The 14,423-nt window shown below is 67.2% G+C and carries 14 protein-coding genes and 1 tRNA gene; 6 read left to right on the top strand and 9 right to left on the bottom strand.

Annotation, left to right across the window (positions count from 1 at the left end):
- Nucleotides 1–10: 10 nt before the first annotated feature.
- From tmk to TV39_RS03225, 3 genes are all read left to right on the top strand, one after another.
- A complete protein-coding gene (gene tmk, locus TV39_RS03235) occupies nucleotides 11–679 on the top strand; it encodes a dTMP kinase (RefSeq protein ID WP_043478316.1) in 669 nt (222 codons plus the stop codon).
- Complete coding sequence (locus TV39_RS03230; RefSeq protein ID WP_043478313.1) at nucleotides 676–1,818, top strand: DNA polymerase III subunit delta'; 1,143 nt, start codon at nucleotides 676–678, stop codon at nucleotides 1,816–1,818. Before tmk ends, TV39_RS03230 begins: the two co-directional genes overlap by 4 nt.
- 74 nt (nucleotides 1,819–1,892) lie before the next feature.
- Nucleotides 1,893–3,467 carry an alpha/beta hydrolase gene (locus tag TV39_RS03225; RefSeq protein ID WP_043478310.1) on the top strand — a complete coding sequence of 525 codons (1,575 nt, stop codon included), beginning with the start codon at nucleotides 1,893–1,895 and terminating at the stop codon, nucleotides 3,465–3,467.
- Between the two features lie 45 nt (nucleotides 3,468–3,512).
- Here TV39_RS03225 and TV39_RS03220 read toward each other — a convergent pair whose 3' ends face one another.
- On the bottom strand, nucleotides 3,513–4,289 hold the full coding sequence (locus TV39_RS03220; protein WP_082049461.1) for an HAD family hydrolase: 777 nt from the start codon (nucleotides 4,287–4,289) through the stop codon (nucleotides 3,513–3,515).
- Between the two features lie 237 nt (nucleotides 4,290–4,526).
- Between TV39_RS03220 and TV39_RS03215 the strand changes: the two genes are divergently transcribed.
- Nucleotides 4,527–4,599 (top strand) — tRNA-Thr (locus TV39_RS03215).
- A 215-nt stretch (nucleotides 4,600–4,814) separates the two neighbouring features.
- Here TV39_RS03215 and TV39_RS03210 read toward each other — a convergent pair.
- Both TV39_RS03210 and TV39_RS03205 read right to left on the bottom strand, forming a co-directional pair.
- On the bottom strand, nucleotides 4,815–5,276 hold the full coding sequence (locus tag TV39_RS03210; protein ID WP_043478307.1) for a hypothetical protein: 462 nt from the start codon (nucleotides 5,274–5,276) through the stop codon (nucleotides 4,815–4,817).
- Between the two features lie 110 nt (nucleotides 5,277–5,386).
- Nucleotides 5,387–5,794, bottom strand: a complete 408-nt coding sequence (locus TV39_RS03205) for a hypothetical protein (protein WP_052500473.1) — start codon at nucleotides 5,792–5,794, stop codon at nucleotides 5,387–5,389.
- An 88-nt stretch (nucleotides 5,795–5,882) separates the two neighbouring features.
- Here TV39_RS03205 and TV39_RS03200 point away from each other — a divergent pair, with 88 nt between their 5' ends.
- Nucleotides 5,883–7,211 (top strand): MFS transporter, encoded by a 1,329-nt coding sequence (locus TV39_RS03200; protein ID WP_235347260.1) that lies wholly within the window; start codon nucleotides 5,883–5,885, stop codon nucleotides 7,209–7,211.
- Here the strand turns inward: TV39_RS03200 and TV39_RS03195 are convergent.
- On the bottom strand, nucleotides 7,161–10,004 hold the full coding sequence (locus tag TV39_RS03195; RefSeq protein WP_043478367.1) for a cation-translocating P-type ATPase: 2,844 nt from the start codon (nucleotides 10,002–10,004) through the stop codon (nucleotides 7,161–7,163). The two genes, TV39_RS03200 and TV39_RS03195, sit on opposite strands and share 51 nt — an antisense overlap.
- 82 nt (nucleotides 10,005–10,086) lie before the next feature.
- A complete protein-coding gene (locus TV39_RS03190; protein ID WP_043478304.1) occupies nucleotides 10,087–10,581 on the bottom strand; it encodes a hypothetical protein in 495 nt (164 codons plus the stop codon).
- A gap of 87 nt (nucleotides 10,582–10,668) precedes the next feature.
- On the opposite strand from TV39_RS03190, the gene TV39_RS03185 reads away from it, so the two are divergent.
- Nucleotides 10,669–11,631 carry a hypothetical protein gene (locus TV39_RS03185; RefSeq protein WP_043478301.1) on the top strand — a complete coding sequence of 321 codons (963 nt, stop codon included), beginning with the start codon at nucleotides 10,669–10,671 and terminating at the stop codon, nucleotides 11,629–11,631.
- A gap of 353 nt (nucleotides 11,632–11,984) precedes the next feature.
- Here the strand turns inward: TV39_RS03185 and TV39_RS03175 are convergent, their stop codons facing one another.
- From TV39_RS03175 to TV39_RS03160, 4 genes are all read right to left on the bottom strand, one after another.
- The gene (locus tag TV39_RS03175; RefSeq protein ID WP_043478298.1) at nucleotides 11,985–12,830 is read right to left on the bottom strand and encodes an aldo/keto reductase; all 846 of its coding nucleotides are present in this window, start codon (nucleotides 12,828–12,830) and stop codon (nucleotides 11,985–11,987) included.
- Between the two features lie 117 nt (nucleotides 12,831–12,947).
- Nucleotides 12,948–13,403: a hypothetical protein gene (locus TV39_RS03170; RefSeq protein WP_043478295.1), complete on the bottom strand. Its 456-nt coding sequence runs from the start codon at nucleotides 13,401–13,403 to the stop codon at nucleotides 12,948–12,950.
- Between the two features lie 7 nt (nucleotides 13,404–13,410).
- The gene (locus tag TV39_RS03165; protein WP_043478292.1) at nucleotides 13,411–14,034 is read right to left on the bottom strand and encodes a bacterial proteasome activator family protein; all 624 of its coding nucleotides are present in this window, start codon (nucleotides 14,032–14,034) and stop codon (nucleotides 13,411–13,413) included.
- 191 nt (nucleotides 14,035–14,225) lie between these two features.
- Entirely contained in the window at nucleotides 14,226–14,417 is a 192-nt protein-coding gene (locus TV39_RS03160) for a YbdD/YjiX family protein (RefSeq protein ID WP_043478289.1), read from the bottom strand.
- Between the last annotated feature and the right edge of the window lie 6 nt (nucleotides 14,418–14,423).

Raw genomic sequence — 14,423 nt, 5'->3', positions numbered from 1 at the left:
GGCTGGTCATGTGACTACCCAGAACCCCGGACTGTTCATCGCCTTCGAAGGCGGCGACGGCGCAGGCAAGTCCACGCAGGCCGCAGCACTGGCCGGGGCCCTTGATTCGCGCGGCTTCACGGTGCTGCGCACCCGGGAACCGGGCGGCACGCCGATCGGTGAAAAGCTGCGGTCCCTGGTACTGGACCACGGCCACGGCCACATCGACGCCCGCACCGAAGCCCTGATCTTTGCCGCATCCCGTGCCGCCCACGCGGACCAGGTCATCCTGCCCGCCCTGGAACGCGGCGACATCGTCCTCACGGACCGTTACATCGATTCCTCAGTGGCCTACCAGGGCGCCGGACGGGAACTCGGAACCGATGCCGTGCGCGAACTGAACGAATGGGCCACATCCGGACTGCTCCCGGACCTGACCGTGCTGCTTGACGTCGACCCCGCCGTGGGCCGTCTCCGCCGCACCGCCGGTGACGCCGCCGAAGACCGGATGGAATCCGAAGCGGACGAATTCCACGCCACGATCCGTAACGCTTTCCTTGACCTGGCCGCGGGCCGGCCGGACCGTTACCTGGTGCTGCCGGCCCACCTGCCCGTCGCCGAGCTGGCCGGGCTCATCCTGGCACGGGTGGATGCGCTGATAGGGGCCCGGCAGGTCACCGCAGAAGGCGTTGCCCCGTGACGGTCTGGGACGATCTGCAGGGCCAGCCCGCCGTCGTCGCCCAACTCCGCCAGGCCGCACAGGGCGAAGGCTTGACCCATGCCTGGCTGTTCACCGGGCCGCCCGGATCCGGCCGGTCCAACGCCGCTAAAGCCTTTGCCGCCGCCCTCAACTGCGACCAGGAGGACGTCACCAAGCGCGGCTGCGGCGAATGCGCCGCCTGCCTGACCATCCTGGGGGAAACGCATTCGGATGTGGCCTTCGTCCGCACCGAAAAAGTCACCATCACCATTGATGAAGCCCGGGACCTCGTGTCCACGGCGGGAAACCGACCCTCGTCCGGACGCTGGCGGATCATCGTGGTGGAGGATGCCGACCGCATGGCGGAACGGACCACGAACGTGCTGCTCAAGGCAATCGAGGAGCCCACGCCCCGCACCGTGTGGATGCTGTGCGCGCCGTCGCCGGCGGACGTCCTGGTCACCATCCGTTCCCGCTGCCGGCCGGTGGCGCTGCGGCTCCCCCCTGCTGCCGACGTCGCGGCGCTGCTGGTGAGGCGCGACGGCGTGGATCCGGCTCTTGCTGAACGCGCGGCCCGCGCGGCCCAGAGCCATGTGGGCATTGCCCGCCGGCTCGCCCGGGATGCCGACGCCCGCGAGCGGCGCATGGAAACCGTCCGCTTTCCGCTGGGACTGCGGGGCATCACCGCCGCGGTCCTGATGGCCGAAAAGCTGGTGAAGATCGCCACCGAGGAAGCCAACAGCTCCAACGAAGTGCGCGACGCCGAAGAAAAGGCGGCGCTCCTGGCCACGCTCGGGGCACCGGAAAGCGGCACCCTGCCGCCCGCCATGAGAAGCCAGCTCAAGCAGCTCGAGGATGACCAGAAGCGGCGGGCCAAACGTTCCATTACCGATTCCCTTGACCGGACCCTCACGGACCTGCTCTCGTTTTACCGTGACGTGCTGATCATCCAGATGGGGAACGCGGTGGAGCTGGTGAACGTTGAACTCAGGAGCGAGCTGGCGGAGTTTGCCGCCCGTTCAGGTCCGGAGGCAACACTTGCCCGGATGGATGCCATCAACAAGGCGCGACAACGGATCACCACCACCAACGTGGCGCCCCTGCTGGCCATCGAATCCATGGCGGCGAGCCTGATCTAGTGCAGCCCCGCCTGACCCCCTCCGGCCGCCGTATGTTCGCCCGAGCCCACGCCAAGTCCCTCAAGGAGCCCTGCATGAAGCCTGCCCGACGTCTGCCCCTACGGTCACGGTCCGGATCGGCCGCGGCCAAGGCAGCTGCTGGCACCCTGGCCGTGTTGCTCGCCCTGACAGGCTGCACCCTGCTGGGCCAGTCCGACGGCGGATCGGGCGGCGGGAGCACCGGCAAAGCCGACCCGTCCATCGCCGAAGCGGCTCCCGAAGAGCTCCGGAGCTTCTACTCGCAGGAAGTTTCCTGGACGTCCTGCGAGGACAAGCTCGAGTGCGCCAAAATCAAGGTCCCCGTGGACTATGCGAAGCCCGCCGGCGACAGCATCGAGATTGCGGCCCTCAAAATGAAGGCAACGGGCAAAAAGACCGGCAGCCTGCTGGTGAACCCCGGCGGTCCGGGCGGTTCGGGCTACGACTTCGTCAAGGACGCCGGTGCGACGAACGTTTCCAGTGAAGTGCGTGCCCGCTACGACCTGGTGGGCTTCGACCCGCGCGGCGTGAAGCGGTCCGCCCCCGTCACGTGCCTCACCGACCAGGAACGCGACGAGTCCCGCGCCAAGAACTACGACCTGAGTTCGGACGCCGGCCTCGCAGCCGCCCTCGCCGACAACAAGGCAACGGCGGCCAAGTGCGCCGAAAAGACCGGCCCTGTGCTGGCCCACGTGGACACGGTCAGCGCTGCCAAGGACCTGGACATCCTGCGGGCCGTGGTCAACGACACCAAACTGAACTACTTGGGCTACTCCTACGGCACCTTCCTGGGATCCACCTACGCTTCCCTGTTCCCGGACCACGTGGGCCGCATGGTGCTGGACGGCGCCCTGGACCCTTCCCTCAGCAACGAGGAGCTCACCAGCGGCCAGGCCCGCGCGTTTGAGAAGGCAATCCGCGCCTACGTGGCGAAGTGCCTCGCGGATAGCGGCTGCCCCCTGACCGGTACCGTGGACAGCGGCGTCCAGCAGATCCGGGACCTGGTGGAGTCCGTGGACGCGAGTCCGCGGCGCGCCCAGGACGGCAGGATGGTGACCGGCTCGGCCTTCGTCAGCGGCCTCATTTTGCCCCTGTACAACGACGACAACTGGCCGTTGCTCACCCAGGCGCTGGACGCGGCCCTCAAGGGCGATCCCTCGCCGATGCTGCGGCTGGCCGACTTTGGCGCCGACCGCGACCCGAGCGGCAAATACACGTCCAACAGCGCCTTCGCCTTCAACGCCATCAACTGCCTGGACTACCCCATGGTGACGGACCCTGCCGCCATGCGGGCCGAAGAGCAGAAGCTGCGGCAGGAATCCCCCACTCTGGGCTACTTCTTTGCCTACGGCGGCACCAACTGCCAGGACTGGCCCTACAAGAGCATCCGCACGCCGGCGCCCGTGGAGTACCCGGGCTCGGCCCCCATTCTGGTGGTGGGCACCACAGGTGACCCCGCGACGCCGGTGGAATGGGCGGGGGCCCTGCGCAAGCAGCTGGGCAACGCGTCGCTGGTGACGTGGAAGGGCGAAGGCCACACGGCGTACGGGCGCTCCAACAGCTGCGTCACCGACGCCGTGGACGGCTACCTCCTCACCGGAGAGGCGCCTGCGGATAACACGCAGTGTTAGGCGGGCGCACCGCCGCGTTGCCTCAAGCCGCGTTGCCGTAACCGGCTAAGCGCACCGGGGCTCCAGCAGCACCGGCAGGTCACGGACGGACTGCACGACGGCGGTGGCACCCGCCGCTCGCAGGGCCGGCTCCCCGTGCGCCCCCGTGAGGACTCCGGCCACCGTGGTGGCTCCGGCCCGCAGTCCCGATTCGATGTCTGCGCAGCTGTCACCCACGACGGCAACCTTCCGGACATCGTCCAGGTCCAGCGCCAGGACGGCTGTCAGGATCATGTCCGGATAGGGCCTGCCCCGCCCTGCGTCGGCCGGGCAAAGGCTCAGGTCCGCCAGCCCCATCCAGCCAAGGCTTTCCAGCACCATGTTCTGCGTGTGGCGACCGAACCCGGTGGCTAGGCAGACCATGATGCCGGCCTCCCGCAGCCAGCCAATGGCGTCCTCGGCGCCGGGAACGGCCCGGATGATGCCGTCTGCTATCAGTTCATCGCAGCTGCGCTCGAAGAAAGAGTTCGCCGCGGCCGCCCGTGAACGGTCCTCGAACAGATGGCTGAAGACTTCAAGTTTCGACGTCCCTGCGGTGTCCCGTGCGTACCGGAGCATGCGCTCAAACGGCGCCGACCCTTCCGCCACACCCTGGTCCGCCAGGGTGCGGGTCATGGCGCGCTCCAGCAGGCCGCCGTCGAACACCGTTGTTCCCACCATCGCCACGACGGCCAGCCGGACCTCGTGCCGGACATCTTTGGCGGCACCCGGCTGTGTGCGGGCCGCTGCCGGCGCGGTTTCCCATACTTCCCGTGCGGATGCGTCTGCTGTGTCCGGAGTCATGGCCCAAGCCCCTTCGCTGAGAAACGGCCGCCGACGCGGCCGCATGTGGTCGTTCCACAGTGCAGGCGCTCCCGGACACCCTGCTGAACCCGCCCCGACGGCCGGGTGAACATCCAGACAACGTCGGAGACGGCGACCCGGCGGGCACATGAATGGCTCATTTTGACCCGGGGAAGGGACTCTATTACAGTTGTCTCTTGCATGATCCGCCCGGTTCTTCCGGGAATTTCGTGCGGTGCTTCCTTAGCTCAGTCGGTAGAGCGTTTCACTCGTAATGAAAAGGTCATCAGTTCGATTCTGATAGGAAGCTCGGGAAGAACCCCGTGTTGTCGCTGGTTCGGTGACGATGCGGGGTTTTTTACTGGCATATCTGTGGTCGCCGTTTGAGCTCAAGGCGACCGTACGGCACACATTGAGCACGGGGAATTGACCCGCCTGATGCGCGACGAGACGTCGGCCGGCCACGTGACCGCCCCGGGTGCCCGCTCCGAAAATAGCAGCGCGACGACGCCGGCTGCCGCGTGTTCAGGCCGGGGCCGACCGCATTCTCCGGCGGTACCTGATGTTGTTGACAAGTGAGACGGCGCTGGCCAAGAGAAGAATCCAGCCGGGCAAGGAAATGACGATCACTTGCCGTGTGGCCTTGTCATCGTAAGGAATCTGCAGGGTTCCGCTGATGTCGTCGGGGTGGTACGCGACCTCGATCGGATCGCCGATTTCGTGTGCACAGGGCTCGGCTCCGAGGCCTGGACGAGTCCGGTAGGCAACTCCGTCCACAATCAGCTCGGCGATCGGTGAGCAGATGCCCTTGGAGGCGATCTCTTGGTCGACGACGGTTCCGTTAGTGAACACACTGCCTTCCTGGGGAGGGTGGCTGTTGAAAGTGATCACCCAAAGGATGGCGATGATGATCCCTGTGATGGATACGCGGGGCCCGAAGTGCGGCTCCTTGATGGGTGGCCGCGTTGGTGCTGATTCGGTGTCCATGATGCTCCAGGGGCTTTCCGAGGTCGGTGCTCTCCATAAGGAGACATGCGTAGATCAGTATTCCTCATCGACCGCAGGTGGATGCACTGCCTGCAAAGCAGGCCGGGTCGTCACCGGCGTTTGAAGGTGACCCCTCCGATAAGCCCTGCCAGTGCTGCCGGCAGGGCGAACAGACCAAAGATCTGCGGCATGAACGATGGCGGCGTGGTGATCATCGTGGCCAGGCCCACCAGCGCCACCGGAGCGGCAACGCAGAGCGTTACCCACAGCGGATACTGCCGGATCTGGGACCAGACCGCGGCGGCGATGGACGCTGCCGATCCCGCGAGCATGAACAGCCTGCCCACACGCAGCCGCTCTACAAACTCCGGTACCGGCTCGTAGGCGAACAACATGGTCCGCTCCAAGGAAATGCCTGTCAGGATGATGGAAAGACCGACCAGGCCTGCCCAAGGCAGCGCCCGGCTGCTCCACCACCGGCGCACGACGTAGCGTTCGCCACTCGGTGAGTTCGTCACCCTGTGATCTTATCCGTCGGTCGGTCCACTGCGCCCGGCAAAAGCCGGAGCTCTTGTATTCCCGCAGGCCGTCCGAAACGCTTGAGCTGTGAAACCGTATCCTTCCGACCAGGCTGCTCCAGGCGGCCCGGCGCTGCCGGGTTCGCCCTGGAAGATGGTGCTGGGATTCGGTCTGGTCAGCCTGGCTGTCGACGCCGTGTCCGACGGCGCACGTCCTCTCGCCGGCCCCCTGCTGGCCCAACTGGGCGCCTCCGCCTTGGTGGTTGGGCTGGTCACAGGCGCTGCCGAGGCCGCAGCCCAGGGGCTCCGGCTGATCTTTGGCCCATGGGCGGACCGCACTGGTAAGTACTGGACTTTCACGCTTGCCGGCTATGCACTGACAGTGCTGAGTGTTCCCCTGCTAGCTGTTACACCGTTTGCGGGAGCCGCGGGGCTGGTGCTGGCGTCCGCACTGATCATCGGCGACCGCGTGGGCAAGGCCGTGCGGAGCCCTGCGAAGACTGTCCTGCTCGCCTCTGTTGCCGGGCCAGTCGGACGTGGACGCGGTTTCGCCGTGCACAAGTCCCTGGACCTTGCCGGCGCGTTTGCAGGGCCCCTGATCGCCTCCGCGGTCATCGCGGCCACCGGCGCACTGTGGCCGGCTTTTGCGGTCCTGGCCCTTCCTGGGGCCCTTGCAATGGCCCTCCTGTTCCGGATGCGGCGCCGCGTCCCCGACCCACAGCGAGCGGCTGAACTACTGGAAACGCCGGATGGGCGAGACACCCCGCGCGCCCCTGGCACCCGAGGCGCCCCGGGCGCCCGGGGTGCGCCGGGACTTGCCGCCAAGCCGGGGGGACGCCTTCCTCCTGTGTTCGTCCTCTTCGCCGCCTCCGCGTTCTTCTGGAGTGCTGGCCTGGTGGCCTTCGGCGTCATCGCGTTCCATCTGACGGCCGCGGTTGATACCCCTGTTTCCGCCGTCCCGCTGGTTTATGCTGCCGCCATGGCGGCAGCGGCGCTGGGCGCCCTCGCCAGCGGATACGGCTACGACCGCGCCGGCGGTGCCGTGCTCCTTGTCCTGCCGGTCCTTGTTGCTTTGATCCCGGTCCTGGCGTTCTCCCCCACTATGGGACCTGTGCTGGCCGGGGTCCTCGTATGGGGAGCCGCCACGGGCATCCAGGACTCAACCGTGAAGGCGCTGGTGGCCGATCTGGTGGTGCCGGCCAGGCAGGGGACGGCCTATGGCATCTTTGCCGCCTTCGAAGGGGGCGGCGCACTTGCCGGCGGAGCCTTGTACGGCGCGCTCTACAGCTCCCGTCCGGCGCTCATTGCCGCCGTGGCGGCCCTGCAGTTGGTGGCTATTGTTCTGCTGACAGCCACAGTGGTCCGGTCACGCCGCCGCCGGTTTGCGGAGCCGGAGCCGGGTCCGGAGCCTGAATGACATTTTCCGGAGTTCACCAAAAGCCAGCACCGCGGACGCCAGCAGCACGCACATTCCCCAGTGGTAGGCATCCATGGACGCGGTCCCGAACGCCCGCTGCAGAAACGGCATCTCAACGACGGCCACCTGCAGGGCCACAGCCAGCGTGACGGCGGCCCACAGCCATTTGTTGACGAACAGGCGGTGAAAGGCGCTGGAGGTCTCGGAACGCGAATTGAACGCATTGAACAGCTGGGCGAACACCAGGGTGGTGAACCCGGCGGTACGCGCCACCTGCAGGGAATCGTCGCCCTCCACCAGGCCGCCCGGCAGGAAGATGTCGATGCTGAGCAGGGACGCGAGTCCCATGACAAGTCCCACCGAAAGGATGCCTGACCACATCCGTCTGCCGATGATCCGCTCGGTGGTCGCACGCGGCCTGCGGGCCATGACGTCGTCGATCTCCGGGTCCACCCCCATGGCGAGCGCCGGTCCGGAATCCGTCACCAGGTTGATCCAGAGGATCTGGGTGGCGAGCAAGGGAAGCGCCACGGCTTCACCCGGTGCGTCGGCCAGGCCCAGCGCCCCGGCGAAAACGACGCCGAGGAACACGGTGAACACCTCGCCCATGTTGGAGGAGAGCAGGTAGCGAAGAAACTTTTCGATGTTCTCAAAGATGATGCGGCCCTGGCGTACGGCCGCGACAATGGTGGCGAAGTTGTCATCGGTCAGGATCATTTTGGATGCTTCCTTGGTCACTTCCGTCCCGGCGATGCCCATCGCGATGCCAATATCCGCAGATTTCAGCGCCGGCGCATCGTTGACCCCGTCCCCCGTCATGGCCACCACGTTGCCCTGGGCCTGGAGTGCATCGATGATCTGCAGTTTGTTCTGCGGGGCCACCCGCGCATAGACCGATGTGGCGGCAGCAACGGCGCGCAGCCCTGCCTCGTCCAGGGCGTCGAGTTCCGCCCCGGTGACCGCCCGCTCCCCGGCGCCCGCTATCCCCAGGTCGCGGGCGATGCGTGCAGCACTGAGCGGGTGGTCTCCGGTAATCATCAGCACCCGAATTCCGGCGTGCTGGGCCGCGGCCACCGCGGCGGCGGCCTCCGCCCGGGGAGGGTCGATGATGCCCACCACCCCGAGGTACACGAGCGTGCTTTCATCGGCTTCGTCCAGTACCTCAAGTTCGTGCCTGTCCTCGTCCCCGTACCGGCGGTAGGCGACGCCGAGCGTCCGGAAGGCCTGCGCGGACAAGGCATCCACCGCAGCGAGTGCCTGTTCGCGGCGCCTGTCGTCCAGCGGGACAATGCTTTCACCCACCTGCACCCCGGTGCAGCGTCCAAGCAGCACGTCCGGGGCTCCCTTGGTGATGAGGGACAGTGTGCCCAGCTCCTTATGGTGGGCCACCGCGGACATCAGCTTGCGCTCCGAGGTGAACGGCACTTCACCGTGGCGTTCGTATTCGCCGACGCGCTCGGTAACACCTTCGAGCTTGCGTGCCGCGACAAGGAAAGCAGCTTCGGTGGGGTCCCCCTGGATCTCCCACTCGCCGTCGTGCTCCTTCAGCTGGGCGTTGTTCGCAAAGGTGCCGCCGGCCAGGACCAGCCCCGCTTCGAACAGGACGGCCGGATCAATATCGTCCCGGCCGTCCTGGCGGGCACCGCCCTCGGGCCGGTACCCGCCCCCCGTCAGTTCCACCTCGCCCGAGGCCGTGACAATCCGGCCCACCGTCATCTCGTTCCTGGTCAGTGTCCCCGTTTTGTCCGAGGCGATCACCGTGGCGGAGCCGAGTGTTTCCACCGAGTGCAGTTGCTTGACGACGGCGTTGCGGCGGGCCATGCGCTGCACGCCCAACGCCAGCACGACGGACAGGATGGCGGGCAGTCCCTCGGGGACAGCCGCCACGGCCAGCGATACCCCGAGCAGCAGGACGGTCACAAGATCGCCCAGGGAGGTGACGCCGTTAACCGCAACCACGGTGGCCATCACGACGACGGCGATGACGATCACCGTCGTGCCCAGCAGCCGGCTCACGCCCGCAATTTCCTTTTGCAGCGGAGTCGGCTCCGCTACCGTCCGCTCCAGCATCCCGGCGATGGCGCCAACTTCAGTGTCCATGGCTGTTCCCGTCACCACCGCCCGGCCCACGCCCTGGGCGACGGCCGTGCCTTTGAACACCATGTTCAGCCGGTCCCCCAGCGGAACATTTCCCGCCAGGGTTCCCGGGTCCTTGGAAACCGGTTCACTTTCGCCGGTCAGGGAGGCTTCGCTGACCCGGAGGGAGGTGGCGGTGAGCAGGCGGGCATCCGCGCCAACGGCGTCGCCTTCGCCCAGCGCAAGGATGTCGCCGCGAACGAGTCCCGCTGAAGGCACCGTCTGCAGCTCGCCGTCGCGGAGGACCGTGGAGTTGGCCGCTGTCATGACCTGCAGGGCCGCCACGGCGGTCTCGGCTTTGTTCTCCTGGACGAAGCCCAGCACCGCATTGAACACGACCACGGCACTGATCACCAGGGCATCGACCGGAACGCCGCGGGCACCTTCCACCGACCAGGCCACCACCGAAATGGCGATCGCCGCCATCAGCAGGTAGATCAGCGGGTCCTGGAACTGGGACAGGACCCTTCGCCACCACGGTACCGGCGGCGCGGACTCGAGCTGGTTGGGACCGTCACGCTCGAGCCGGCGGGCAGCTTCGTCCGAGGTGAGACCGGTACCGGGGTCAACGCCGTAGGCGGCCACCGCCTCGGCTGCATGGCGGATGTGCCAGGAGCCGGCGTCATGGAATGCCGCCTGGCGGGGAGCATCCGTCATGCCGCTGTCACCCACATGCCCCTACACTCGCTCACCGGCCGGGGCACCGCAAGGGGCCAAGGGCACCGGTCATGGCCTCGCCTTACCGGCCCGCCCACACCGACGCAGCACCGGAGTGGCCGGTGATGATGCTCTGGTAGATCAGCACCGCACCGGCAACGGCTCCGGCCGTCAGCAGGGCAATCCGCACTCCCCGGCTGCCCCCCAGCCGGCCAATGAAGCCCAGGCTGCCAAGGCGCTCCAGACGACGGGCAAAGGGCTCGTAAGTGACCGCCAGCATCACTGCAGTCACCGCAAAAAAGGCCACGGCAAGATATTTCAGCACGTCGCCCTGTTCAACGTGCTCGTGGAGAAGCTGTGAGGCCGGGCGGGCTTTTTCCAACTGCTCGCCGGCCTGCGCGGTGACCAGTGTCAACGGGACGAGCCCCAGGGCCAGCACACCCAGCGGCCACGCCAGATACTGTTGCGCGGCGCGCCACACGCCGTACACGATGGCCGCCAACCCGGCGAGCGGAGCCAATACGACGACGCCGTGGATGAGCAGGATATGGGCAGGCAGCCCGGCAATTTCGATCATTCGATTTCCTCCAATGCGACGTTGAATACCCCGATGGACTGACGTGCTGACGCTCCGGCCGCTCCACCGGGCCCCTATGATGCTCGCATGGGAGAGCAACAATTGGCGGACATTGCTTCCGCGCTCTATCGGCTGCCGCTCGAGGGATTCGTGCCGGCCCGGGCAGCGGCGGCAAAGACTGCTGCCGCGGAGAACGGGCGGGAACTTGCAGAGGCTGTCCGTGCCCTGCCCAAACCCTCGGCCGCTGCCTGGGCGGTGAACATGCTTGCTGTGCATCGACCGGGCTCACTCCGCGAGCTCGGTGAGCTTGGAGCCGCCATGCGGCGCGCCCAGAAAGACCTCGACGCCGGCGCCCTCCGCACGCTCTCCCAGGAGCGCCGCCAGCTCCTCACCCGCGTGATGGGAACGGTGCGTGAAGTGGCCGATCAGCAGGGCCGCAAGGTGAGTGCCGCCGTGGCAGCGGAGGTGGAATCCACGTTGCGGGCCGCCACTGTTGACGAGGGTGCGGAGGACGCCGTGCGGAGCGGCCGGCTGCTCCGGGTGCTTTCGGCGGACGGTGTGGACAGGGTGGACCTCCGGGATGCAATGGCCGTCCCCGGCGCGCTCGCACTGCCGGCAGAGCCGCCGTCGGACGCTGGCCCGTCCGTGGAGACCGCCCCGCCGGACAGCACCGCGCCTGCAGCCTCTGCCAGCCGGCCGCGGTTGAAGGCGGTGGGGACGAAGCGGCCTGCGCCCACGCCGTCGGCGGTCGTCCGGGCAGAGGCCCGCCTGGCCGAAGCGGAAGAGGCCGCCCGGTCAGCCGCGGACGAAGCCATGCACCGCGCAGCGGAATTCGAGGAAGCCGTCCAGGCAATGACCCGGCTGGACGGAGAAGCCCGCAGCCTTCGCGCACGCCTCAAACAGGTCGAGGAGGAGTTCGAGCTGGCAAGGAGACGGCGCGAGGCCGCCGCTGCACAGATGCAGCTGGCCGCCCGCGCCGCGGAAAGGGGCCACCGGGCGGAGGTCCTCGCCAGGGAGAGGGTGCTCCGGCTTCGCAACACGCCGGACTGAGTGGCCTTTACTGTCAGAGGCCGGTTGCACACTGGATTCATGGACAAGAACCTCAGCACCAGCCAGGCACCCACCCCGGTAACCCTTGGCGACGCCACGGAGCACCGGGAATTCCACGTCACTTTTTTTTGATACCGGCTGCGGCCTGATCCGCACGGAAGCCTTCGACACGTTGCCGGAAGCAGAGCGGTTCGCCAGCCGGAACGTTTCCGATGAGGAGGGCTGGGCCGTTATCGACGCCGTGCCCGTAGAGCAGGGGCGGCTGGCGGCCTGAGGATACGCAGGAGGCCCCGCACTGCGTGAGTGCGGGGCCTCCTGACCGGGACTAATTCACCGGGCTTTGCCGACGACGTTTAGGCGAAGTCGGAAACGGACGGGTCCGCGCCGATGCGGCCGGTACCTTCAGCTGTCCGGTCCAGCCCGTTGATGGCCTGGATGTCGGCCTCGTCCAACGTGACGTCGAGGGCCGCATAATTTTCGCGGATCCGGGACTCCGTAACGGATTTCGGGATCACCACGTTGCCGATGGCCAGGTGCCAGGCAATGACCACCTGGGCCGGCGTGGCATTGTGCTTGGCCGCGATTTCCGCGATGGCGGGGTGCTCCAGGAGCTCGCCGCCCTGGCCCAGCGGCGACCACGCCTGCGTGAGGATGCCCTTGGATGCATTGAATTCGCGCAACTCGGCCTGGTTGAAGAACGGGTGCAGCTCAATCTGGTTGATGGCCGGGACAACGCCGGTCTCATCAATGATCCGGTGGAGCCCCTCGGTGGTGAAGTTGGAAACACCGATGGACTTGACCCGGCCGCGCTTCTGCAGCTCGATCAGCGCCTTCCAGGTATCCACGTACTTGTCCTGCTTCGGCTGCTGCCAGTGGATCAGGTACAGGTCCAGGGTTTCGAGGCCGAGGCGCTCCATGGATGCCTCAAAGGCCGCGAGGGTGGACTCGTACCCCTGGTCGGCATTCCACAGCTTGGTGGTGATGAAGATGTCCTCAGGCTTCAGCCCGGAGCGTTCGATGGCGCGGCCCACGCCTGCTTCGTTGCCGTAGATCTTGGCGGTGTCGATGTGGCGGAATCCGGCTTCGAAGGCCTGGACCACTACCTTTTCCGCTACGTCGTCCTCAACCTGCCACACTCCGTAGCCAAGCTGGGGAATGGTGTTGCCGTCGTTGAAAGTCAGTTCAGGAGAAAGAGTCATTACTTCATAGTGCCAACCGCGGCACCGCCCGGCCAGTGAAAACGGCCCGCTAAGCTAGGCGCTTAACCGGGAATAGCCGCCCCGCCCGCCGTCTGGCCGGGCCGGTCCCATTGGCCCCTAAGTGTCCTGGGGCTGGTCCGCAAGGCGCCGTTCGGCGTCGGCAATCTGTTCAAAAACCGACTCCGCCCGCCGGCGGACCGAGGCGGCACCCACCGGGACGGGGCCGACGGCGAGGCGCAGCATCGCTGCCGCCTCCGCTGTGGTGGCGAGCGAGTTGCCTGCCTTGGACAGGGATCGGTGCACGCCCGCCAATGCTCCCGGGATGTCCAGTCCTTCGCTGGGGGAACGACGCTGGGCTTCGACGCACACCTGCCGGACCCGGACGGCGAGGCCGGCGAGGTCGTTGGCGATCTCCACGAGCTCGCCATACAGCTCGTCGTCCTCCACGCCTTCGAGGACCTGATGGAAACGGTCAAGTCCGCGAAGGAAACGGTCATGGGCGCGGCGCCACAGCCCCTTGCCGAGCTCGGCGTCGTCCTTGCGCCCCTGGCGGGCGGCTGCGAAAAATGCCACGCGGAACCTAAAGGTATTGGCCGGGACCGTGGTCCGGGTCCTCCGGCTCGCCTGCCCGTTCCCCGCCGGGATGCGGCGCCCGGGCGCGCTGCGGCTCCCCGTCTTCGCCGATTACGACGCCGGGCGCGATCACGGTGCCGGGCGGCAGCTGGCGCAGCTGCCGCTGCGCCACGGCGTGTTCGCGGGCGGCGTGCTGGGCTGCGATGGCGGTCTGGATGCCGTGGAACAGCCCTTCCAGCCAGCCGACCAGCTGGGCCTGGGCAATGCGCAGTTCCGCGTCGGACGGCGTGGCCTGTGCCGGAAACGGCAGGCTGATCCGTTCCAACTCTGCGACGAGTTCCGGCGCCAGCCCGTCCTCGAGTTCCTTGATGGAGCGTTCATGGATCGCTGCGAGGCGCCCGCGTGCGGCTTCATCCAGGGGCGCCGACTTCACTTCATCCAGCAACTGCTTGATCATGGTGCCGATCCGCATCACCTTGGCGGGCTCGTCCACCAGGTCCTGGAGGTTGCTTCCCTTCGGCCGGGTTCCGTCCCCAGGGTTCGACGCCGCACCGGAAGGGGCCGCGTTGTCGAGAGTGGTGCCCTCTACCGGGTCCTCAACAGCAGGCTGAGTGTCGTTCGGATCGCTCATGGGTTCATACTCTCACGAGCCGCCCGCGCAGGCGCCAGTCGATGAACCCAGTTGACCCTGACGGACCCGGCGGACCCGGGACGGACCCGGCGGACCCCGCAAAAGCCGAGGGCCGCGGAAAGGCCAAGGGCGCCGTCGGACCTTAACGATCCGGCGGCGCCCTCGGCGCAGGTGTGCCTAGCGGCAGCCGTTCAACAACAGCGGCCCTGGGGATTGCTGTCCTGCCGGTCCGTGTGGTCCCGCCAGAACTCGCGCTCGGTCATGGGCGCTTCCTCATGTCCCGAGGCCGCATGGTGCTCCAGGTATTTTGCATAGGCGTCCGCACCCATCACTCCGCCGAAGTACCGGGCGAAGCCACGGAACCCTTCGAGTATCGCGTTCATGACCAG

This window comes from Arthrobacter sp. SPG23 (assembly GCF_000876655.1).
Taxonomy (GTDB): Bacteria; Actinomycetota; Actinomycetes; order Actinomycetales; family Micrococcaceae; genus Arthrobacter.
The sequence above is the reverse complement of the archived record's forward strand: the minus strand, read 5'-3'. Positions and strand labels throughout refer to the sequence as shown.

What these genes read in the sequence shown, in the direction of transcription:
- TV39_RS03190 (WP_043478304.1), bottom strand. Translation starts at nt 10,581, where the DNA reads ATGATCGAAATTGCCGGGCTGCCTGCCCATATCCTGCTCATCCACGGC.
- TV39_RS03185 (WP_043478301.1), top strand. Translation starts at nt 10,669, where the DNA reads ATGGGAGAGCAACAATTGGCGGACATTGCTTCCGCGCTCTATCGGCTG.
- TV39_RS03175 (WP_043478298.1), bottom strand. Translation starts at nt 12,830, where the DNA reads ATGACTCTTTCTCCTGAACTGACTTTCAACGACGGCAACACCATTCCC.
- TV39_RS03220 (WP_082049461.1), bottom strand. Translation starts at nt 4,289, where the DNA reads ATGACTCCGGACACAGCAGACGCATCCGCACGGGAAGTATGGGAAACC.
- TV39_RS03160 (WP_043478289.1), bottom strand. Translation starts at nt 14,417, where the DNA reads ATGAACGCGATACTCGAAGGGTTCCGTGGCTTCGCCCGGTACTTCGGC.
- TV39_RS03225 (WP_043478310.1), top strand. Translation starts at nt 1,893, where the DNA reads ATGAAGCCTGCCCGACGTCTGCCCCTACGGTCACGGTCCGGATCGGCC.
- TV39_RS03210 (WP_043478307.1), bottom strand. Translation starts at nt 5,276, where the DNA reads ATGGACACCGAATCAGCACCAACGCGGCCACCCATCAAGGAGCCGCAC.
- TV39_RS03195 (WP_043478367.1), bottom strand. Translation starts at nt 10,004, where the DNA reads ATGACGGATGCTCCCCGCCAGGCGGCATTCCATGACGCCGGCTCCTGG.
- TV39_RS03165 (WP_043478292.1), bottom strand. Translation starts at nt 14,034, where the DNA reads ATGAGCGATCCGAACGACACTCAGCCTGCTGTTGAGGACCCGGTAGAG.